10 protein-coding genes and 2 pseudogenes are annotated in these 23,031 nt (G+C 41.3%); 3 read left to right on the top strand and 9 right to left on the bottom strand.

What is annotated here, in order from left to right; genetic code table 11:
- Positions 1 to 55: 55 nt before the first annotated feature.
- Positions 56 to 391, bottom strand: coding sequence for a hypothetical protein (locus tag AK966_RS17785; protein WP_119464634.1), 336 nt, complete (start codon positions 389 to 391; stop codon positions 56 to 58).
- A 320-nt stretch (positions 392 to 711) separates the two neighbouring features.
- On the opposite strand from AK966_RS17785, the gene AK966_RS17780 reads away from it, so the two are divergent.
- The 3 genes and pseudogenes from AK966_RS17780 to AK966_RS17770 form a co-directional block, all read left to right on the top strand.
- Positions 712 to 1,623, top strand: a complete 912-nt coding sequence (locus AK966_RS17780; RefSeq protein ID WP_099081162.1) for an IS5 family transposase — start codon at positions 712 to 714, stop codon at positions 1,621 to 1,623.
- A 55-nt stretch (positions 1,624 to 1,678) separates the two neighbouring features.
- Positions 1,679 to 2,045 (top strand): annotated as a pseudogene (locus tag AK966_RS17775) (transposase); the annotation flags it as partial.
- 675 nt (positions 2,046 to 2,720) lie between these two features.
- Positions 2,721 to 3,495, top strand: a pseudogene (locus AK966_RS17770) (tyrosine-type recombinase/integrase); the annotation flags it as partial.
- Positions 3,496 to 3,749: 254 nt separating this feature from the next.
- Here AK966_RS17770 and AK966_RS17765 read toward each other — a convergent pair.
- The 8 genes from AK966_RS17765 to AK966_RS17730 form a co-directional block, all read right to left on the bottom strand.
- Entirely contained in the window at positions 3,750 to 6,824 is a 3,075-nt protein-coding gene (locus AK966_RS17765; RefSeq protein ID WP_119464633.1) for a putative dsRNA-binding protein, read from the bottom strand.
- A complete protein-coding gene (locus tag AK966_RS17760) occupies positions 6,821 to 11,668 on the bottom strand; it encodes an AAA domain-containing protein (RefSeq protein ID WP_119464632.1) in 4,848 nt (1,615 codons plus the stop codon). The genes AK966_RS17765 and AK966_RS17760 overlap by 4 nt, the downstream gene beginning before the upstream one ends.
- A gap of 134 nt (positions 11,669 to 11,802) precedes the next feature.
- Positions 11,803 to 14,874, bottom strand: coding sequence for a type I restriction endonuclease subunit R (locus tag AK966_RS17755; protein WP_182852747.1), 3,072 nt, complete (start codon positions 14,872 to 14,874; stop codon positions 11,803 to 11,805).
- A 36-nt stretch (positions 14,875 to 14,910) separates the two neighbouring features.
- Positions 14,911 to 16,902, bottom strand: coding sequence for a DUF262 domain-containing protein (locus AK966_RS17750; protein WP_119464630.1), 1,992 nt, complete (start codon positions 16,900 to 16,902; stop codon positions 14,911 to 14,913).
- Positions 16,895 to 18,307, bottom strand: a complete 1,413-nt coding sequence (locus tag AK966_RS17745; RefSeq protein WP_119464629.1) for a DUF262 domain-containing protein — start codon at positions 18,305 to 18,307, stop codon at positions 16,895 to 16,897. The genes AK966_RS17750 and AK966_RS17745 overlap by 8 nt, the downstream gene beginning before the upstream one ends.
- The gene (locus AK966_RS17740) at positions 18,308 to 19,606 is read right to left on the bottom strand and encodes a restriction endonuclease subunit S (protein WP_119464628.1); all 1,299 of its coding nucleotides are present in this window, start codon (positions 19,604 to 19,606) and stop codon (positions 18,308 to 18,310) included.
- The gene (locus tag AK966_RS17735; protein ID WP_119464627.1) at positions 19,603 to 21,987 is read right to left on the bottom strand and encodes a class I SAM-dependent DNA methyltransferase; all 2,385 of its coding nucleotides are present in this window, start codon (positions 21,985 to 21,987) and stop codon (positions 19,603 to 19,605) included. Before AK966_RS17735 ends, AK966_RS17740 begins: the two co-directional genes overlap by 4 nt.
- 53 nt (positions 21,988 to 22,040) lie before the next feature.
- A complete protein-coding gene (locus AK966_RS17730; protein ID WP_259343782.1) occupies positions 22,041 to 22,964 on the bottom strand; it encodes a WYL domain-containing protein in 924 nt (307 codons plus the stop codon).
- Positions 22,965 to 23,031 lie beyond the last annotated feature (67 nt).

Here is a 23,031-nt window from a genome sequence, read left to right as displayed (position 1 = left end):
TGGAGTTATATCGATGAGGTGTACTTGAACCCTGAAAAGTGTGCCGCGTAATTATTCACGTTACTAAATTGTAAAAAAGACGACAACTTGCTTGAAAAACAGCGGAAATGGGTGATCGGATAATCCCGAAATGACTGATCGGAATGCTCCGAAATATGCAATGTGATTGAGCATATTCCACAAGTTCATTTTTATTAGGGTTAAACTGAATCGTTGTCATATCTGCTATTTCTTCATCTTCAAACTTATTTTCCGCAGAATCATATCCGTTATTCACCATTTCTGAATACCGCTCTAGAGTTTGTTTCACATAAAACGCCATTTCGATTAAGTCACTATCAGTGATCGGGGGATTTTCTGTTATTTCTTTAACGTTGATTTTGAATGTCATACGACCTCTAGCCTTGGGTTACATTGGTGATGTAATTAAAGGCTAGTTACATTAGCAATGTAATGCAAATTGGTTGGTATTTTTAATATGAAAAAATTTTTATATCATTGTTTCTTATTAATTTAAGTTAGTAACATAACACCACATAACCAAGTGTGATCATATCGTCACAGATAGAAGTTGCTTGAACGACGTCAAACCAATGTTCATTCACGTCACCAACATAAGAGCGCTGGAAAGGGGCTTTGTTGCGTAAATCGATGGAACTAAATCCAAAGCATACGATCTGATCAGCTACATTAATTCAAGTATGTAGTCTCATGGCAAAACCTCGTTACAAAACAAACAACTGGAAGCAATACAATCAAACTCTAATCAATCGTGGCTCTCTGACGTTCTGGATTGATGAAGAAGCGATAAGCGAGTGGAAGCAAAACAAGCGAGGGAGACCTCGTGTTTTCGGTGATTTAGCCATCACAACTGCTTTAATGGTAAAGCGTATTTTTTCAATGCCACTTCGTGCTTCTCAAGGGTTTATTGATTCTGTGTTTCGACTTGCTCAAGTTCCACTACGCAGCCCACACTATAGTTGTATCAGTCGTCGAGCAAAAGATATTGATGTGAGTTTTAAAACGAAAACAAAAGTTCCGATTCAACACCTTGCTATCGATGCAACGGGTCTCAAGGTTTATTGTGAGGGCGAGTGGAAAGTCAAAAAACATGGCACAGATGGCAAGCGCCGAGTGTGGCGTAAGCTGCATATTGCTGTGGATACGAGCACCCATGAAATTATTGCCGCCGAATTGAGTTTATCAACGGTCACTGATGCAGAAGTTCTGCCTAACTTACTCAAGCAAACAGGCCGAAGAATCATCGAGATATCAGGCGATGGTGCTTATGACACAAGGGATTGTCACGCGGCAATCCGTATTAAACGAGCCGTAGCTCTGATCCCTCCAAGAGAGGGGACTGCATTCTGGGAACGGGGCCATCCAAGAAACTTAGCGGCTGGCTGCCAAAAGCTATATGGTTCAAATACTCATTGGAAAGAGCGATATGGCTACCACAAGCGCTCGCTATCAGAAACGGCAATGTATCGTGTGAAGCAGTTACTTGACGGACGGTTAAGTCTAAGAAATTACAATGCACAAGTTGGTGAAACTTACGCGATGATCAAAGCGTTGAATAAGCTTACTGGGCTTGGTATGCCTAAAACTAGCCGTATTGGCTGACAATCAACCGAAATGGGCTGTTCTAGTTCGAAAATAAATTACGCAACAAAGCCGCATTAACAGTGAAACTATCGTTCGCTTTTTCTGTAATTTAAGAGAGAGTTATCCGTTAATCCATAAGCTTAATATCATCTTAGATGGTGCGAGATATCACCGCAGTGACTTAGTCAGAGATACGGCGTTTGTCCTTAATATTGAACTGCATTATCTTCCACATTACAGCCCAAACCTCAACCCAATAGAGCGGCTATGGAAAGTAATGAATGAGAAGTGCGAGGAACAACGTTTACTTCAAAAGGAAACGAGACTTCAAGGCGGCAATAGACCAATTTTTTGCTGTGACTCTTCCAGAGATCGCAGGCTCTTTGACATCTCGAATTAATGATAGTTTTCAGGTTCTCAAGCCTGCATCTTCAAATTGATTTGGTATATACCTGTGAATACAACATGCAAGGATGTTGTTATATTCTAAAGACTTTAAAACACAGAGCCTCATCTAACACTCAATAAACCATTAACATTCATACACTTAGCAGGATTATTGTAGCACTCCCAATAACTAGCATTTTCCTTAGTTACACGCGTGTAACTAAGGAAAATTAATTTCTTGAAGCACCATATTTGTCACTCTGCTCTTTTCTTGAATCAACATCTTCCAATTTCTGGCCTCCTTGCTTTACATCGAGCATTAACGCCTAAGCGTTTAAAAACGCGCTCCACAGCGCAAAAGGAGAAAACATGAAAAGACAAAAAGTATCGCCAATTTCATGATTCGAAGTTCCTAACTTTGTTGAAGCACCGCAGAGTGACCTGACAACGTTTCCAAATCGAGAGAAAAAAAGGGCGATTTAAAGATTTACTCACGTTCATCACCACTTCGTCTAATTTCATTATAGAAATTAGACGAAGTATCCGATCTCGCGTTAAGCCAGTTGTGGCAAGGGCTCAAAGAACTTGCTCTTAAAAAGTATCAAGAAGTTCGAGCGCTATGTGGTGATTGAGAGTGACAGTAGACTACTAAAGTACGGTGCTGCTGTTCCAATGCCAACTCAATGCTATAACGTTTAAAAGACATTAAGACAACACAGTTCATCAAAAAGTTTCACTACATGGTAAAAGCGATGGGCAATCCTGTTGCATCTACGTTCTCTTCTAAAATGTATTCCGATTTCCGCAGTAAAAGGATGTCTGGGGAGTTGGTGTTTGTTGATGAAGACCGTTGGAATCGTGGTAAACCAAGTATCTCGACACTCAACTCCGAATTAGCACGCTTTAAGGCAGTGCTTAACAAGCTCAAAGAACTCGGTGAGTGGAAACTGCCTAATACTTTGGAAGATGTGAAACCCTTTAAAGAATCCGAGCGGGAAATGGTTTTTCTTACCAAAGAACAAATCCAGGATTTACTAGCACTTGTTGGGCGACATGAACGAGCAGACATGCTCAAGATCGTGAAGCTATGTTTGTCCACCGGCGCACGTTGGAATGAGGCGGCACAATTAAAGGGGACGCAGCTATCCCAATACAAGGTGACATTCACCAATACAAAAGCAAAAAAAGAATCGTACTGTGCCAATCGCTAAGGAGCTCTACGAAGAGATCATTAAGCCAACCTCAGGTGCTTTGTTTGAAGAGTGCTACACGCCGTTTTGCTACATTCTAAAGACCAAGTTAGGCATTTCCCTACCCTCTGGACAGGCATCTCATGTTTTGCGCCACACCTTTGCCAGTCACTTTATGATGAATGGTGGAAACATTTTGGTTCTACGCGATGTATTAGGGCATGCCGATATCTCGATGACAATGCGTTACGCACACTTTGCACCCGACCCCTTGTCAGAAGCCATTACTCGCAACCCACTCAACAATTTATAGCCTGCCGCCACTTACCAAAATTTAGGCAAAAAAAGAGCCGCTAGTAGCGGCTCTCCATTATTCGATTTTGTTGAAAAAACCATAACGTGATATTTATGATCTCTTTTCTTTCAACATCTTATCCAAAAAACAACCATATGTTGATATCAACAAAAACAACCATAATTTGATATTTTTGTGAAAGTGCAGCTTTACTTTAACAGCAACTGAAAGAAAACTACTTTCAGTACAAGTAAAGCCTACACCACCTTTGGTTACTCTTTGCTTTCAACTTTTTGTAACATCGCCATTGCAGCTTGTTGTGACGCCCCTTTAAATGAAGTCCCTTCACCAAAAGTCAGCTGCCCATTAAAGGAGCATTTTACTTCAAAAATTTGATTATGCTCTTCTCCTTCAGCTTGGGTAGTTTCATAGATAGGTAATGGTACTTTTAAATCTTGAGCTACTTCTTGAAGCTGAGTTTTACTGTCTTTTCCTGATTTATTTATGTACTTATCCTTATTTAAGGATTCGCTGATCTGCTTAAAAGGTCTATACCTCATTACTTTATCAATATCAGGAGCACAAAAATTCTCTTCAAAAAGGCATAGGTAAGATAAACCATACAAAGCTCTAATAACACTATTTATATACAAGACCTGCTCTTTAGAAGGAATCCGACGAGAGAAAGGTTCTCTCCAAATCATAGTGTTAAGCCAATCAAGCTCATTGTAGAAGTCATCACTTACTAACTCCCTAGAAACTCCAGCATGACGTTGCGCTATAGACCAATCATCATTCTCTAAACATTTTCTAATCAATTCCCTTGATATTATCGCCTGCTGTAAGTTTATCCCCAATTGAGCCAACGTTTTGTTGCCACCATCTGATGTTGCATATTCTTTCCAAAGTCTTGCAGGAACAAATGCTACACCGCTCTTGATTTCCGGTGGAATTCCAAAAAGTTGGGCAACCTCCTTTTGAACCCTGAAATTATTACACTTCGTCCACTTATGTATATCTTTAGGGCGAATATATATTCGCTGCACACTAGAACTATGTGAGGTTGATTTGGCTTTGTTCAGGTTTTGAAAAAGCTTAATGGCAGCGTCTTCAGAAGCCTTCTTTTTTGAATTTCCACTGCCAACAGCCTTTTTATTTTCAATACTGCACTGGACAGAGAAAACTTGATTGTGTTGAGGGCCTGTGATCTCGACGACATCATATTGAGGTGCCTGAAGTTTTTTGGATTGCGCATATTCTTGTAAAACCATTTTCATAGGTTTTTCGTTTGATGAATCTAAACGGATATCTAAAGTCTGCGCCAATTTATAGAGCCAGCCGATCTGATTCATAACCCAAGATGTACCAAGGAGCTGCATAACTACTTGATGTTCTATCTTTTCAGATTCCGCATCTGTTATGCCACTTCCTTTTCGTATTTTATCAATTAGCCCTAACTCCAATAGCTTTTCTCGTACACCCGTTATCAAGGCTTTCTTTACTACACCCACATGTCCTGAACTTGCAAGACCTACAGTATTTTGAATTAAGTGAACGGCAATTAGCTCCAAACTCTGCTTGCCAGCATTAGAGAGTAAATCTAACTGCATCTTGGAAGCGTCTGGATGTGAGTAGTGATAAAATGCAATATCCCACAGTTTGGATGGTTTATTTGATCCTATTAACTTTTGCAGACTGCTTTCACCTATATCTCCATGCTCAGATAAAGTCATTTGACCGTTTTTGTCGGCAAACTCACTTGGTTTATAAGTATCTACAGCCTTGGCTCCTAAAGTGTGAGCTTTGCTAGTTCTCGATTGCTCATTTACGCCAAAACTCGAAGATTGATTCAACTCGACATCAACCTTATCATTAAATAAGTCGTTGACTTCGCGATTAAAGTTCTGCTGAAGGATCGGCATGAAGTGTTTGTTCCGAACTTTTTTCTCTTCCTCGACATCCCTCTTCTCAAAAAAGTCATAGTACTTAGGCTGCTGCGTAGTCCAATCCAAAAGTTTTTTGGAGACTTCAGAAATTAGCTTAGGTTCAAAACTCACATAACCTACTGGAAATGAAATATCACGTTGATCATCTAGTTGGGCGTGAAACAGACTTGCAACCATTAAACCTGGAATGATCATAAATTCAGCATTTTCACCACCGAATCTAGCTGGTAGATCCATTAGTAGAGCGTCCGACAGCTTCCAAAAGTTATTCCTTAAAGTCATCGACTCTTGATAGCTCTGGCAAGTCATACCTAAAATTACTTTTGAGGTTTTTTTCCTCTTATCGAAAAAGCCATAAACTTCATCTACTAACTTACTTAAATCCGTAGTCTTCCCCCAGGTTTTTGATTCAGCATTGGTAAGCCAGATCAATCCAGAGTTATCCGGTTTTTCCGCAAATATTCCCTTAAGCCGATTCGTCAAAATGTCTCGATTTCTTTCAGTATAAAAATTGCCAAGTAACATAAATGTATTGTCACTTAGCTTGGTTAGTCCATTTTCATAATGATTAGCCACAGCTTTGAGATTCAGTGTTCTAGCGTCGTCATCCCAATACTGAACTAAAAGTGGATCATTCGATGCTTCTAGATACTCGCTAAAACTTTCCTGTAAATCCTTAGCCATATCAACTTGAATAGTAGAGTCCATGAGCGAAAACATTGATTTATCTTCATCCCATTCATCGACTGTTTTAGAAACATATTCCATTTTTAATATGTTTGGTGACTCTGTATCTACAAAATACTCAATCTCAAGCGGTAGTGTTGAGTCAAACCTATCTGACACTTGATTGATTTTATACAAATCTTTTATTTCTGAAAAAACATCTTCTTTTAAGACAAGCTCTCTAAATAACGTAAAATTTGTATCGAAAGCATTTTGAGCTTTACTCAATAAGTTCCGGTAGCAATCGTCTGGCAAATTGAGAGATACACTAAAATCTTGAGAACCAGAGCGCCTCACGTCGGTAGATAGCATACGAAAGCTGTACAATTCGAACTCGACTGGAGACGCTTCATCAGTTACCTCAAAGAAGGTAGGTCTTAAGTTCCCATCCTCTTCTGTGAACTTACTCATCGCGTAGTAAGTCAACTTTACCTTTCCAGATTCCCACTCAATCAAATTCTCTTCTTGTAAGTCGTCTACAATGGCTAGCATCTCCTTGCTCGTAAAACCAAAGTAATCCTGTATCGTTTCCAGACTAGTCGAAGTCAATGAATAGATTAGTCTAATGACAAACTCTTTAACGACTGGCAACTCGCGCTTTTTACTAACAGTATAATCAATAAAAAAAGACTTCATCGGTAAGCCAAAGCAAACCTTACTTAATTGGATCTTCATTTTTTTGCCTCCAGAAACTGTGCGTTTACAACCGAGTACTCTTTTCCGCTATGCTCCGATATATAGTTGAATACCCGACCAAAAGCTGAGCCTTCGTTGTGATTGTTCCACATATCCGAATTACCAATTACAAACAAAGCCTCTTTAGCTCTAGAAAGAGCTACGTTTGCTCGATTCTCTGAAGATACATAACCTTGAATGCCACTTGCATTACTCCTCACTAGAGAAACAATAACGATATCGTTCTCTTTACCTTGGTAACTATCGATCGTATCTACCTTTATGATTCCTTTTTCTAGTAGTGTTCGAGCCCATGCAACGCCATTAATCTCTCGAATTAGATGCCTTACTTGTTCACCATACATACAAATGATACCAATCTTAGGCTCATCATCTTCCACAAGGAGGGATTCCGCATTGTCATGAGATACTAACTTGCTCAGAAGCCCCAATATAATTTCAGACTCATACCTATTGACATAGCTTTTCTGGTTTGCATTTTTTGCTGTCGGTTTAGACTCAAAAGATTTCCTTCTAGCTTTACTTGTGTCGATCCAAGTCACTGGCGTGCATATCTCTTCAAATAGCTCTAGATAAGCTTTTTTGGTTGCTCCCCTGCCGGTTTCTAAACCACCTTCTTCTGAGTAGAAACATTCCGATATAAGGTTTCCTACTGCTGGTATCATACGATATTGGATTTTAAGAAAACGTCCGACCGTCTTTCCATAGCTAGAAACAAATGCTCTTTCAAAGTCACTACGCTTAAACTCATTAGTACTAACTGTTGGTAAAATTCTCTTTGCTGCTTTTATATGTTCATCATCAAACAAAGGAGGTAGTTGCTTATGATCCCCAACCAGAAGAACTTTACGGCCTACCTGCATTGCAATTGCAAGTTCACTTGCTGGTGAACGAGCGGCTTCATCAATAACAACTAAATCATAAATATTCTCTTGAATCCCATAGTGGTTCCGTCCTATCCCAACACAAGTTCCACATACTAAAGTCCGTGTCTTTGACAAGAAATTTTGAAACTGCGACTGACTAGAAGCCATAACGCTCAGCCACTCATTTGAAATAGAGACAATATTTTTGAACTTTGACAGCAAATCACCAGAGAAAATTTCATAGCGTCTCGCAAGCGCTGAATAAATGAACTCTCTATAATAGGCAAGTTCGATATCACCTAAGTCCAGATCCATACCTGTTTTCCGGGAAAAAAATTCCGGTAATTTTTTGTTTAATACTTTTATCTGATTCTCTAAAGCACCTGCGATGTCACTATCCGTATCCTTCATGCGTGAAAGTATACGGTCTAATTGCTTGCCAAATGACCTCTCAAATTCAGTAGCTACTTTTGTAAACTCTTCATCAATCCCTAACTCTCGTGCGACCTTAGTAATACGCTCTTCGTATTCAGCTTTAAATCGATCTCTATAGTGCTCCTGGAGTGCCTTCTCTCCGACATCATCAAGCTGTTCGGAAAGTACATGCTGATCACCAAGACGAACAATATCTATTTCGGTGTCATTTCGCCCGAATAATGATCTAACTTTCTCAGTGGCATTATTGACAGCTTCGTGAGATTGACTGACCAATAATACTCTTCTGGCACCATTAGAAATACAGTAATGGATGAAAGAACCAATAAATGCCGTTTTACCGGTGCCCGGTGGACCTTGGAGCAAACTTACCGGTCCATATTTATACAAGCCTTTGAAAGCTTCTCGCTGCTGTTCATTTAGCCTAAAAATAACCTTTCCATTGCTGTCTAGTTCAGTGTAAGAATCTAACTCAGCGTCAGTTGGCTCTGATTGTACTGTCGGTTCAACAGCAACTCCTGGAGAGAAGTAATCTGCAATATTACGGATAACACTTCTGTTATTTACCAGGTTCTCCGTCGCTAACTTTCTTTTATTTAATGATGATGCAGTCAGTGCACCTTCAAGAACCAAAGTATCACCCTGCTCAGCTTTGGCTTTACCCCAAAGGCTTATTGCCATCGAATTTGGACCAATATCAACGAGAGTTCCTATTCTTCGTAACTCTCCATATCGCTCTGCATACACAAAAACACGTTCTGTATTTAAGTTAAAGTCTAAAGATACACCTTCGCTAGTATATTGAAATGTATACTTATCTCCTTGAATTCGAGGGTCTGTAGATATCTCAACTCTTGGGTTACTTTCGTGCTCGGTTTCAACAAGAGCTTTCCAAACATCTCTTGCATCCGTTACTTTAGAGCCTTTTATGTTAGCTGACGCTGTTGTTTCTTGATTTGAGTTGTTTCGCTCTGGTCTTTCACCATCTTTACAAAGCTCTAGGTATACCGGGCTTTGAAGTATTTCATCAAAAAAACCTTCTGAGCTTTCAGCCTCAGAGTCACAAAATTGAATATCCCCACTCAATTCTAAGATTGATCTTTTCTTGTTACTGATGAAATCATTATGTCTAATCTCATCAAGTTTTGCTGAAACGATAACTTTCTTCTCGGGATGAATGAGCATACTCAAACGATGTTTCACGCCCGTAATTCGAACAGAAACTAAATCTCCGTTATTTCCCTTGTTTATTTCTAAATATAGATAGTACTTACCATCATCAGACAGAAACCGGCTTTGCCTAGTCCGAAGGTTTTTATGATAAATCTTAAAAGTATTCACTAGTTTGAGTGGTGGAGGGCTAATAATACCTTCTAGGTCATCATGCAGTTTTATAATTTCCTGCGTCGATATCTCAGGAAGTTCAAGAAGTTGATTTACGTATTGACTCAAATGAGTCAACTGCTTAAAATCCGACAGTTCACTAACTATCTTCACAATGGCATAGCAATCTATGCTTTCCCTAGAAATATTTTCATGGTTATCAGGTGAATACGTCGGCGTATATCGACTTTCATCTAGCTCGATGATATCGATAAATACCAATTTACCATCACCAACGATAATGTTATTGGGGTGAATATCACCATGATGGATGTTTGCCGAATGTAACTCAATTATTGACGATAAGAGTTGCTTGATTTTTGGCGTTGGATCGTCAAATGATTGAGATTCAACACACTGCTCCCAAGTACTACCTTTTATCCACTCAAACTGGAAAAAGGCACAGGTCATTTGTGGATTCAAACCATAGTCAATAATTTTAGGAAGACACTTTATATCTGCATTCTTTCTGATATCCAGTCTATTAAAGAATGACAGTAGTTGACTATTAACTCCGCCGTCAATTGACACATCGGTGACGCCAAACCAAGCTTTCAGGCCAAATGAGTCATCAATAGCTTTGAAGAAATTAAAAGTTCCCTCTGTCTTTACTGGGCTGATACTGCCAAAGTCGACATAGATGTTTTTTGAAGAGTGATAGCGTGCTAACAGGCCTAGTTTATCTTCTCCATCTGACTCTCCTACATTCAACAGTATGTTAAGTTCAGTGAGAGCCTCTCGCAGATCCTTAAAACGAGCAGAAGCTTCAAGCTCTAAACCTCTCTCAAACCATTTTTCAAGCCGTTGGCATATTGGGTTGTCTTCGATTGGCTCCCAGAGATAAATTCCATCTTCTTTTACTGGGGGCTTACCAAATGCAATATAGTGACATGCAGCTGCAGCTAGATATACATCACGAGTAAAATGTGTACCATGTGAATCATCGTACAACTCTTCCGGTGTTGAAATTTGATTGTGTTGCAGAATTTCACGAATATTTGATACTGTTTTATTCTTCGGGTCTGGATAAGTTGCCGTTAGGAAATTAGACAATACAACCTTACTCGGTAAAGATACCCAGATGCTGTGATTACCGAGGTCGCGGTGTGCCACATCAATATCATGAAGGCTAGCTAAACGACTGACGAGAGCTTGGATTAGGTTGAGTCTATTTTCTTCAGTAAGCTTTGTACTGTTCTTTCTTACAAACGTATCTAGGCGTTCTTTTTTATTTGGCCATTCATACAATTCAACAAAGTCAGAAGATAACTCACTAGGTATATATTCTAATCGAAGGTATGTATCCTTAAGATCTTCATCTTGACTCGCGATATAACCAAGTACATCACTTTCTCTGTGAGCTATTAAAGATCTTTGTTCTGGAGTTCTAGCATGTTCAACGATGCAAGGGGAGGTGAAGTCCCATCTTCGCATAAGCGCTTTATAATTATGATTATCGGAACGTTGGCTATGGTATTCAGAATATAATCCATCCCTATGCTGGAATAAAGGATGGCCTTGCAATACATAATTATTAGCAGAGTAATTTTTTGCTTTGAAATCAGCACTATTACAAGAAAATATTTTGTCCCATTGCTTTATGTTTTTATTAGGAGCGTCCTCTTTACGCTTTATCATCCATGAGACATCATTTTTGAAATACTTCTTATAAACTTTGTCTTCGCCTATTTTAGAGAATTCTTCTAACGTGAATACATAGTCTTGTTCATCAGGGTGCAGATCCTCTTTACCAGCGGTTCCACATAATACCACACAATGATCAACCCAAGGTACAAACCTGTTACTTAAGCGCTCTTTTAATTTAGTCGATAATACCTGAGCCGACCTTCTTGCTTGGCGTACACCATTACTTCGATGTTCCTCTCGCCCATCTGGAAACTGTACTACCCACTTACCATTTTTAGAAAAAATTTTTCCTGACCACTTTTTAAATTCAACATTTATTATCCGGTCATGGGTTACGAGAATTAAATCACCTTCAAATTCTCCACTTTGTCTTCCCCTCATTTCTAGAGATGAGTAACCTTTCCAACTGTTAGGGAGGGCTTTCTCGAGCCTTTCGTTTGCTTCTCTTTCGTAGCCATTAATCCCTAAAGGGTCTAAGCATGTTATTTCCATTCTCTGTCCTCTGAAAAATATTACACTAGCTAACCGAGAACAAATTAGTCATTGACGTACATAAATTCTGGTTCATTGTTGCTGATTTCTTATAAACTAAGCCCAGCTAATTTTGAAAAACGATACCTACAAAACTACATCCCAACCATGCGCTGCATGCTTTGCGTCCAAGACGCTTTAAAAGCGGGGTCTTGTGCAAATAGCTTGTATAGTTCTAATTCGTCTTTACGACGTTGAAGCATGATCTCTTTCAGCATCTTCTCAAACGCTAGCTCTCGCGTATGAGGGTCTGCATTGTTTTGGTATTTAGCTTTGAAGTCTGGGTGATTCCGGATACTCTCAGCAATGTTCACAAACTTAACTCGTTGCTCTTCTGGTGTTGCGCTCCAGCCTTGGAACCAGCGTTCGTTAAAAACTTGGATGATCTCATCTAACGGGTCTTTTTCATTTTCAGGTCCATGAGCTCCGCGCGGGTTTGGGTTTTGAGGATCTAACTCAGTTTCAGAGTCATCTAGCTCGATGGAATGGTTAAGCTTAACCCTTTGTAATCCATAAGAGCTCAAATCGACTGAATCTAGTAACGAGTCTAATGCTTCTTTATCTGGGTCTTCGACCGAAAGCTTCGGAATCAAAAACTTCAAGAACCAGAACAGTTTTTCCCACTGAACGACCTCATAAGGCATGATAGATGCCATCTGGCCGTAGATTTTCACAAACTGTTTAGCCTTCACTTTGAAATCGACTTTAAATTCGTTCTCTAGTTCTAACTCGTGGTTAAAACGCGCAGCTGCGATGTCAATAATTGGGCTTAGGTCTTGAGCATCTCTTCCTTCAAAGAAGCGCTTGTTGAACTCCTCAACTTCAAACCACTCATAAACACCCGTGTCGTCCATATCATCTTTTAGCTCGTGTAGAACATTGACATCTGTCGCTTCAGAAAGCGTTGTTGATGTATAGAAAGGGTCGAATGCGGTTTTGATATCATCCACTGAGTTGAAGAAATCCAACACAAACAGATCTTCCGTTTTCTTACCGTATTTTGGTGCCGAGCGGTTCAAGCGTGACAGCGCTTGCACACACAAAACGCTAGCCAACTTTTTATCCACGTACATGGCACAAAGCTTCGGTTGATCAAAGCCCGTCAAATACTTATTCGCCACGACCAACAAACGGAAAGCATCTTGATCTACATGCTTAGGAATTGGGGAATCCGACTCCTTACGCTTGTAATTCACATCAAAGTAATCTTTGGTATCACCTTCTGGGAACCCATTAAGATCTGCTTCAGTGTATTCAATACCATCAACTTCTTTGGTGCCAGAGAAGGCAATCGCGACTTTAAATGGGTTACCCATCTTATCGAGTTGCCTTGTTAACGCTCGATAGTAGCGGATAGCTGACTCAATATTTTGGGTCACCACCATGCCTTTGCCTTTACCTTTGAGCTTCTTACCGTTAATCACATGTTTGATAAAATGCTCAAGCATGATCTCGGCTTTGGTATCTATCGTCTCTTGGCTTGCCTCTACATACGCTCGCAAACGCTTCTGCGCTTTTTTACTATCGAACTCAGGGTTATCTTGGATTGATTTTTCAATCTCGTAATAACTCTTATAAGTCGTATAGTTGGCAATAACATCGAGAATGAACCCTTCTTCGATCGCTTGTTTCATCGAATACAAATGGAAAGGAGCGTAAGTTCCGTCCGCTTGTCGCTGACCAAACTTTTCTAGAGTGGTATTTTTTGGCGTTGCAGTGAACGCAAAATAAGAGGCATTTCCACGCATCTTACGAGAGCGCATTGCCTGTAGGATTTTGTCCTGAGCATCTTCCAGCTCTTCCACTTCCTTCTTACCCATTGCACGGTTCATATTGTCATGAGCGGAGCCTGACTGAGAGCTGTGAGCCTCATCAATAATGACGGCAAAGCGCTTGTCACTTAAATCTGCAATACCATCAATAATGAACGGAAACTTCTGAATGGTGGTAATGATAATTTTCTTGCCATTCTCCAATGCAGACTTTAGCTCAGATGATTTGAACGCTGGCGCAACAATGTTCTTCACTTCGGAGAACTCTTTAATATTGTCGCGTAGCTGCTTATCGAGCAATCGGCGGTCAGTAACAACGATGACCGAATCAAATAGAGGCACTTCTTTCCCTCTACTTCCTGGTAGATCATCGCTGATAGGATAAGTTTCAATGAGCTGATATGCAGCCCATGTAATTGAGTTAGACTTACCTGAACCCGCTGAGTGCTGTATCAGATAGGTTTGCCCAACACCATTAACTGAGCAGTGATCAACCAAGCGACGTACGACATCCATTTGGTGGTATCGAGGGAAGAACAAAGTTCGTTTGTCCAACTGCTTTTTGCTGCTGCCATCAAGGCGAACAAAGTGCTGAATAATATTAGCGATGCTTTCTTTGCGAAACACCTCTTGCCACAAGTAAGCCGTCTTGTGGCCATATGGGTTAGTCGGGTTTCCTTTGCCTAGATTGAAGCCTTTATTGAACGGTAGGAAGAATGTCTTTTTACCTGCCAGTTTGGTCGTCATATAGACTTCATCGGTATCAACCGCCATATGAACCAAACAACGTGCGAAGTTCAACAGAGGTTGATTCGCGTCTCTATCATCTCGGTACTGTTTCTGACCATGATAAGCCGCATTTTGTCCCGTCCAATGGTTTTTAAGCTCAAGAGTAATCAGCGGAATACCATTGATGAAAAGCACCATGTCAATTTCTTCCAATGGATTTGCATTGGAATAACAAACTTGGCGAGTCACACTGAACAGGTTGGCAGAAAAATTTTTCTTTACCTTCTCAGAGCTACTGGCGAGAGGTGCTGGATACATTAACGTTAGGAACGCATCATCAACGTCTAGCCCCTTTTTCAACAAACGCAAAACACCATGACGCTTGATCATACGATCAAAACGCTCAAGGATTTTTCTCTGCCAGTCGTGGGGACTGGTGCGCTTGAGTTTTTCTAACTCACTCGCTTGAGTATCTTCAAGGAACTGCCAAAACAAACGGGTATCTAAAGCGTACTGTTTGTCAAAGTCACTTGGAGAGCCAATAAGATAAAGATCATTATTGTAACTAAGAGGCGCTTCACCCAGCGCTAGCTCTTCTTTACAAATACCTGCTAAACCTTTTTCTATTGCGGCCTCTAATGCTTGTTCATTTGTTTTACTAACCATAAATACCACGTTGTTTAGTTTAATGACTCGAAGTTTTTATTGATGTTTATAGTGCAGAGCAAAGACTGCCATCATGTCTTCTAGATGGTCATCTATCTGCTGTTTGCCCCATAGTCCCTGCCCTTTTACACCAAATATTTCTCTTAATTTGAGTGCATCGAAATGGGACTTCCTATCAAAATCGATACGCTTTTTGTCAACGTCTTGATTGCTATAAGAAGAGTTTTCACCGGGACTAAGTAATACTAAATTACCAAATGAGTTTAACGTTTCATATGCTAACTCACTCTTATACTCATCATTTTGAGGATGAACATGTTCTACTGAGTTTTTGGATGTGATTCGGTACTTTTTGAACTTATTCACTTCTTCAGAAGACAATGAAGATTCTGAAGCCTTCATTTGCTTCCAAATCAAATATTCAAGCTTCTGAAACCAGTAGTGCTCGAAACTCGTCCCTAACGACTTTGCAAAATACGTAGATTGTGATTGCCAACTCTGGCAGTTAGGCTCTAAGCCCTCAGCGAGTGCAAAGCTGGCCTCTTTCTGAGTATCAATTGATAGCGACATTTTGTTGTCGATGTTTTCAAGCAGCTCTAACGCCTCAGAGTCTTGCTTGATACTCAAACGGATCAAGCCTGAAATAAATGGTGTTAACCAGTACTGGGCGCTGCGCTCACCGGTAAAGTTGCGAACACTTTGCAGAAGCACACTATCCGTCAGCTCTTTCTGCGTTCGGTTGATGTAGTAAGTGTCATTCGACTTACTGCGAGATTGATACGTTAAACCAAGCTGCGCATCTGTGGCATCATCACGTTCAACCCATTTCACAACCCAACGGTCAAACTGGTAGCGAACCTGCCATAGCGTTTCGATAAACTGCTTTACCGATTGCTCATCGCCATTGATAAGTGGGGTAAATATTTCCAGCAATCGGTCGCTATGGAGGCGCGGCTCAATATCGTTGTGATCATTGAGTGCTAGGTAGATACGGTAAGCATGAATCAATAACAGCGGGAACTTGATGATTGGGCGACAGTAAACGGTTTCTACGTCCAGATCGTACGTTTCAAACTTCTCTTGCTTGGTGTTATCAGGAATTGAACTTACTTTAACCTGTGACGCTAGCTCAGCAATCGACAAGCCAGACAATGCCTCTGACGTTTCATCTTTTGCTGCGAAGCGTTCAGCATCAAAAGACGCCAAATGTTCGGGTTCAATATGGTACCAATCAGCATTAGGGAATACTTTGCGTACATTGCGTTCAAAATAGTTTTCCAGATGCTCACACGCCACCCACATTGCATCATACTGTGCTTTATCGGTAAGGATATTTTTGAACAGCTTCGCCTTTAAAATGTCCGCTTGCTCTAATTGAATGCCAGCGGTGTTCATGGTGGCGAACAATCGGTTTAAGTCCATTTGTGTTGGAACAACGTTGTTCACCCATTGAACTTGGCGGTAGAGGTATTCCCCCATGACTTCGGCACTCACCTCATTATCTGATTTGAGCTTCTCTACCTCTTTGGTCAATACATCTAACGCCACGCCCATCTGTTTCAAATAAGCATTGTCGGCGATCGTTTCCTTAGACGGCACTTCATAGTTCTTAAGCCCTGCAAGGCCACCCAAAAGCTGCTGAACTGGCTCACGAATTGAAAACTGGAGGCGTGGCTTATCTTCGCCGTTCTTCGATGTATAAACAGCAAGCCCAGCAAGATCGGATTTAATGCCTGCGTATTTAAAGGCAATGGTCATGAGCATCAGCGTCGTCGTTCGCTGCTGACCATCGATAAGCTCATAGATCCGCTCTCCATCTTGTTCAATGCGAGAGGACAGGATGGTGCCGATAAAATAGTTTGGCTCTTTTAATCGACACGCTTCTTTAATATCTCTGAACAGCAGCAAGACATCATCATCTGACCAGACATAAGGACGCTGATAGCTAGGAATAGAAAACTGGTAGTTATCGGTGTAGATTTTCTCAAGCGTCAGAAGCTCAGTTTGCACTGATAAGTGATCACCCATGTTTTGCTCCTAACGCGAAGATGTGTTGGCTAAATGCAGGGCCAAATTGATTAGCATAATCTTGCTTTTCTATATCAAGGCCAAAGTATTGAGACACTTTTTCGACGAAACGTTTTTTAACGCTGTTTTTATCGAAGCCACTCTTGTCCACCGACAACTTAAAACCGTCTAGCTGTGCGAAACACTGCTCTGGGGTATAGCTCATCGCAATCCAGTCCAACACTGGAGTTTCTTTCACAAAAGCAGGAACCGATTTCTCTTTTACTGCTTTCTGGTTCTCTACTCGTCGAGAGTAAACCACGCGGAATAGCTTTTTCGCTGCGATCTCTAGGCTTTGCTGCCCATGTTGGCTGATATAAAGCAGCAAACAAGCGTCATAAAGCTGTTTAAGATAACCGCAGCCATCAAGTTTACACACTAGCTTTTGATAGAACTCGTAAAAACCTGAAAGCTCACCTTGCGCTGTGTTATTCAATAAATAGGTTTGGCGCAGTTGCTCAAAATATTGCAAATAGTGAATGGTATTAGCGCCACTATTTAACGGCTGGCGCAACTCATAGCCAACTTGAGGCTGTGCCAAGCTCTCTCCACCGTTGGGCATATAAGTACGAGCAATTCTACCAAAGGCAATATCGTCGCCTTTGCCTGTGTGCTCTGCCAATTCGGCAACGATGCTATTACGCACTTGCTGAGTTTGGTTGTGCAGCGGGTAGTCTCGGAAGTTCAGATATTGCCAATGGCGACCACGCAGTAAGATATCGACCACAGGGTTTAAATCCCCTAGTGCTTCCCAACGAGTGGCAAAGGTGTTTACCGCAGGTTTGTCTTTTTCATCCACTGCACGCAGATGGTGCGCTTTGATAATATCTGGCCCTGCTAATCGCACCCCACCCGTGTTTTGGGTTTCAAAAAAGCGGTAAGCTTCATCTTCGCTGTCTGTCACTACCAAGGTGATGTTGATTTGCGCAAAATCGATATCAGCCAAAGACGCTTCATGCTTATACAGCCAACCAAGATTGTGTTTGATTTGCTGCTGACTCTCTGGCGACTCGTAAACGAGCTTAAGATCGGCATGTTTATTGGCCAAGTAAGACATCAAAGCCATAGTGGTCAGGCGTTGCTGACCATCAATGACATTCAGCTTGCCACCTTGTTGATGCAAAATCACACTGCCCAAATAGAATGGGCAATGCTCCGCTTCAGGCTTACCTGACAGCTCTTCCTGATGAAGCTTGAAGTCATTCAATAGACGGGTGATTTGCTCTTCATTCCAGCGATATGGGCGCTGATATTCAGGGATGGCAAGCATCCCATGAACGTCTTTTTCAACCTTACCGTCTGAAGCTAAAATCGGCACGCCAGAATACAGCTTTTCTAGTGTGCAACTGGCAACTACAACCGCCATTTATACCTGCTCCGTCACTTTGATTTTACCTGTTACGGCGCTGTTGATAAGGGTGGTTTTGTATTCTTTTAGCTTACTTACTTGCTCAGCCTGAACAGTTATAGTTTCATCAACTTTCGAACATTCTCTGCTTATGTAATCAACAATCTGTGTTTGTTCCTCATAAGGAGGAAAGCCCATAGCCATATCAAACAACATATGCCCATAAAAACGTAATCGAGAAGAATGTAGTCCTGTAGAGACCTTGTTGTAGTACTCAACATACTTAGTTGATTTAAGTAGCATCTCTAGATATTTAGGTACAAAAGTTCCCTCGCGCTGTTCACGGAATACCCCATATGATGGACTCACAATACCTGTTCTGTCAGATACACCTAACGCTCCCATCCATGCCCACATTATATTGATAACTAGATCACCAGAGTGGCAAAGCTTTGAACCTGTATAGTCTTCCGCCATAAACATGGTGACATTCTTCTCTGAGCGTGGGGTCACACCCGTCATGTGAGAGACTGACAATAGTTCTTCAAGCCCAGTTTCAGAACGCTCATTGATTTCATCTAAAAGGTATTTAGCTCTTTTGACGCTCCAATGCTCTGGAATTGTTCCTATCCAGTCCACACCAGAATCTTTCATCGGCACATTAGGATTCAAACCTTGTGTCACTGCTTGCTGAATGATGATTTGCTTACGCTCTTTTAGCAGCTCGATTTGCTTTTGTTTGATGGAAATCGCTTCATCGATTTGTGATGTTTTTTCATCAAGAAAATTGGCAATAGCGATTTGCTCATCAAGCCCCGGAAAAAAAACTAATGCCCTTTTTAGCTGTGGCCAGTATAGATTTCGCTGAATAGTTCCCACACCTTTTGAGTTAACAAGATAATTGGCCACCATAGATCCATCTCGGAACAAATAATTTCCGAAACGAGGATAAATTTTTGATGATAACTGTAATACCAAATATGCAGGGCTAACGATCCCTCTATGAGCAGAAACACCAACAGAGCCGCGCCATGCCTGTTGATTATTTAAGACAAAGTTACCCGGTTCAACTAACTGATACTTACTAAGGTCTAAACTTGTTACATTCGTGCGCTTCGCTTCAACCTCATCAAATCGAATTACACCTTTATCCAAGTAAACAGAGAGTAATGGCTCATCCACATGGTTCGTTATCGACTTCAGCTTTGATACCGAACAAAGAGGAACGCCCTCCCAATGAGAAGGTATAGAACCTAACCAGCTTATACCAGAATCCTTATATTCATTATGTTTGAGCATTGGTGTTAGTGAGTTCATTTAGTGTCCCCTTTAACTACATCCCCCCCCAAAATGTCAGCAATCAAACCTTCCGCTTTTTGCTCAAGCGCAATAATGTCTTTAGCGACTTTATCCATTGAGCGCAATGGCTTATGGCGGTAGAAATATTTGTTAAAGCTGATCTCATAACCAATCTTAACTGACTCTAGGTTCACCCAAGCTTCATCAACATGCGGCTTTACTTCATCAAGGAAATATTGGTAGATGCTTTGCTCAAGTGGCACGGATTCACTATCACGCAGATCTGAGCTTGACTCATAAGTGACGAACTCGTTGTTGTTACCCGTTGGGTAGTAACCGAAATCAGGCAAGTCTTGCAGTTCGCATTCGTAGTTTTCTAGCAAATCGTCTAACTTGTCTTGCTTAAGCTTGACGACTTTCTTGATGACTTTTTCTGCATTTTCGTCATACCAGCTGATAGCATCCAAAATGGCTTTCTTTTCAGGTGCGGAAAACTTAAGACCGAGTGATTTAAGCTCTGCATCTACCAATTTTTTGAACTGGTTAAAGTCGTTGTAAACTTCGTCACCAATCTTGCCGTGCAACAGGCTTGCTGCACTAACCAGTGTGCGCTGTTTAATCCAGTTTTTCGTATCCAGCAACTTGGTTTTTGCTGCTTTGTTTAGGCTGATATTGTTTTCTTCACACCACTTGGTGATCTCTTTGTCAATGCCTTTAACAAAACCTGCTTCATAGACATTTTCGCCATGTTCGGCGTACAAGTACTCCATCACTTCACGCAGTGATTTTTCAAAACGTAGTGGCTCAATCAGGTCAGCACGGAATTGGGCACTGCGGCGATCTGGGCGTTCAATATTAACTTTGTAGTAACCAAAATCTTGGTTCTTGAATACTTGTGCGGCAATACCCACCGAATCGCCTTTCTCATCGATAGCACGTTCAATGGTTTGGTTATCTAGATAGGTCGAGACAATTTCCGCAATGTGCTCTGGTGAAAATTCACAGTTTTTATTTCCCAAGTTCTTACGCAGTTTGCGGAACAGTAGGCTAGCATCAATCAACTGCACCTTGCCTTGGCGGCTTTCAGGCTTGTTGTTATTTAGAAGCCAGATATACGTGGTAATACCCGTGTTGTAGAACAGGTTGTTTGGCAACTGCACAATCGCATCCAGCATGTCATTTTCAATAATGTAACGACGAATGTTGCTTTCACCACTGCCTGCGTCACCGGTAAACAAACTTGAACCATTGTGAACCGACGCAATACGTGCCCCTAATGGGCTGACTTGCGGCGACTTCATTTTGGTGACCATTTCCATAAGGAACAGTAACTGACCATCACTTGAACGGGGAATAGCATCTTGTTCTGACTCAACGCCCCAGTAGTCTTTTAACTTCACTTTAAAGCGACCATCAACGACTTCTTTGCCTTCTTTGATGTGCTTTTGTTCACTCGCCCAGCTCTTGCCGTAAGGCGGGTTAGAAAGCATGAAGTCAAAACGCTCTGATGAAAATTCATCGGTAGAAAGCGTTGAACCAACACGGATGTTTTCTGGGTTGTTACCTTTGATCATCATGTCTGACTTACAGATAGCGTAAGTCTCATCGTTGATCTCTTTACCGTAAAGGTAGATATCACGGTTCGATGCTGGGTATTTTTCTTCAACAAAGTTCTGTGTTTCTGTCAGCATACCGCCACTACCACATGCAGGGTCATACACTGTGATTGAAAGTGGCAAGTTATCTTTGATTGGATCAAAGACAAGGTGCGTCATCAGCTCGATAACTTCACGTGGGGTAAAGTGCTCACCCGCCTCTTCGTTGTTCTCTTCGTTGAATTTACGGATCAATTCTTCAAATACATAACCCATACCAAGGTTGCTGAGCGCTGGTAGTTTGTTGCCCTCAGGATCTTCTTTCACCTCTGGCGTTAGGTTGATGTATGGCGATACGAATTTCTCAACCACATCTAACAGAACGTCTTTCCCCGCCATGTGGCGGATTTGAGCTTTCAGGTTAAAACACTCAACAATCTCTTTTACGTTGTCGCTAAAACCGTTGAGGTAATCTTCGAAGTTAGCCAGCAGAATCTGTTGGTTGTTAGTCGCTGTACTAAATAGTGTTTGGAGGGTCCACTTAGACGTGTTGTAGAACACATAACCTGATGCAGCGCACAATGGTGCGTCATCAAGCTCAGTTTCATTCATTTCTTCTACTTGGAATTTAACTTCTTCCAATACTGCTTCTTTTGATGGCTCTAAAAGCGTGTCGAGACGGCGTAGCACCACCATAGGCAAAATAACGTCGCGGTATTTACCACGAACATAGACATCACGAAGGCAATCGTCGGCAATCGACCAAATAAATGAAACGAGTTTGTTATGTACTGAGTGGTCCATATGGGATCCTATTTTTTTGTTATCCACACCTAACCGTGTGGACGGCATTAATCTTATTGGTTGAAACCAGGTAAAAGCTGTGTGCTTTCTAAGCCTGATAACACATCTGTATTCTTTAAGTGCAGCTGATATTGCGAAGCGTTCAGGGAGCCCTCTTTCGAGCAGTCTACATTCCACTGCGTGAGTAGATATCCCACCAACGCAGAGCGAACTTCAATACCTAGGTGTCCTTGGGTCATTTCATAATCAAGTTCAATAGCCTTTGGATGCTTTATTTGAGGGTGAACACCAATCTCAAGGTGCAGAACTGTATTCCAAGCATTGTCGTAACTTGCAGATTCACCGTTTTTGGGTGGCGTTGCTGAGCTCTCTACTTTTGTAAATCGGCTACAAACAAAATCACGAAAGCTGTTCGTCTTTCGATCATATGCTCGGACATGCCAACGATGACCATTGTTTATGATGGCGTGAGGGACAATGGTTCTATTGCCAGCGCCAGAGGAAAGTGAATGGTAGCTGCATTGGATAGCCTGATTACTATGAATTGCTCGCATCAACGCTGCGACAATGCTTTGCTTCGGTTGCGTCAACCGAACAGCATCAAAGCACACTTGAGACTTGTCACCTTGAAGAGAGGTTCCATGCCCTTGCATCAGTTGATTCAATGCCTGTTCAGCATCATGAGCAAACAAAGGTGTGAAACTATCAGTGCGCACGTACTGCTTGGTTTGGTGTACTAGCTCAGCATTATCAGGTGCCAATTCTCTGTACAGGGTGAGATCTCTAGAACAAGAAGCCAAACCCGTTTGGAATTGTTGAACTAGGTCCGCCCTAGCAACAGCCCCATAGTATTCGAGGCAGAAATCGATGAACGCTAAACGTTCCCGCTGCGCGTGATTTAATTTGTCTGTTGATTCGTGCGTCATAATAATAAAGATGGCATGTTGATAGAAAGATTCTATACCATAGACTTGCACAAGTAATCATTTTGATACTATCTTTTTGATATAGAGCAATAGAGATTACTCAACAAGGATAGATAGC

The sequence above is a fragment of the Vibrio sp. PID23_8 genome (assembly GCF_003584965.1).
Taxonomy (GTDB): Bacteria; Pseudomonadota; Gammaproteobacteria; order Enterobacterales; family Vibrionaceae; genus Vibrio.
This window is presented reverse-complemented; position numbering and strand designations above follow the sequence as displayed.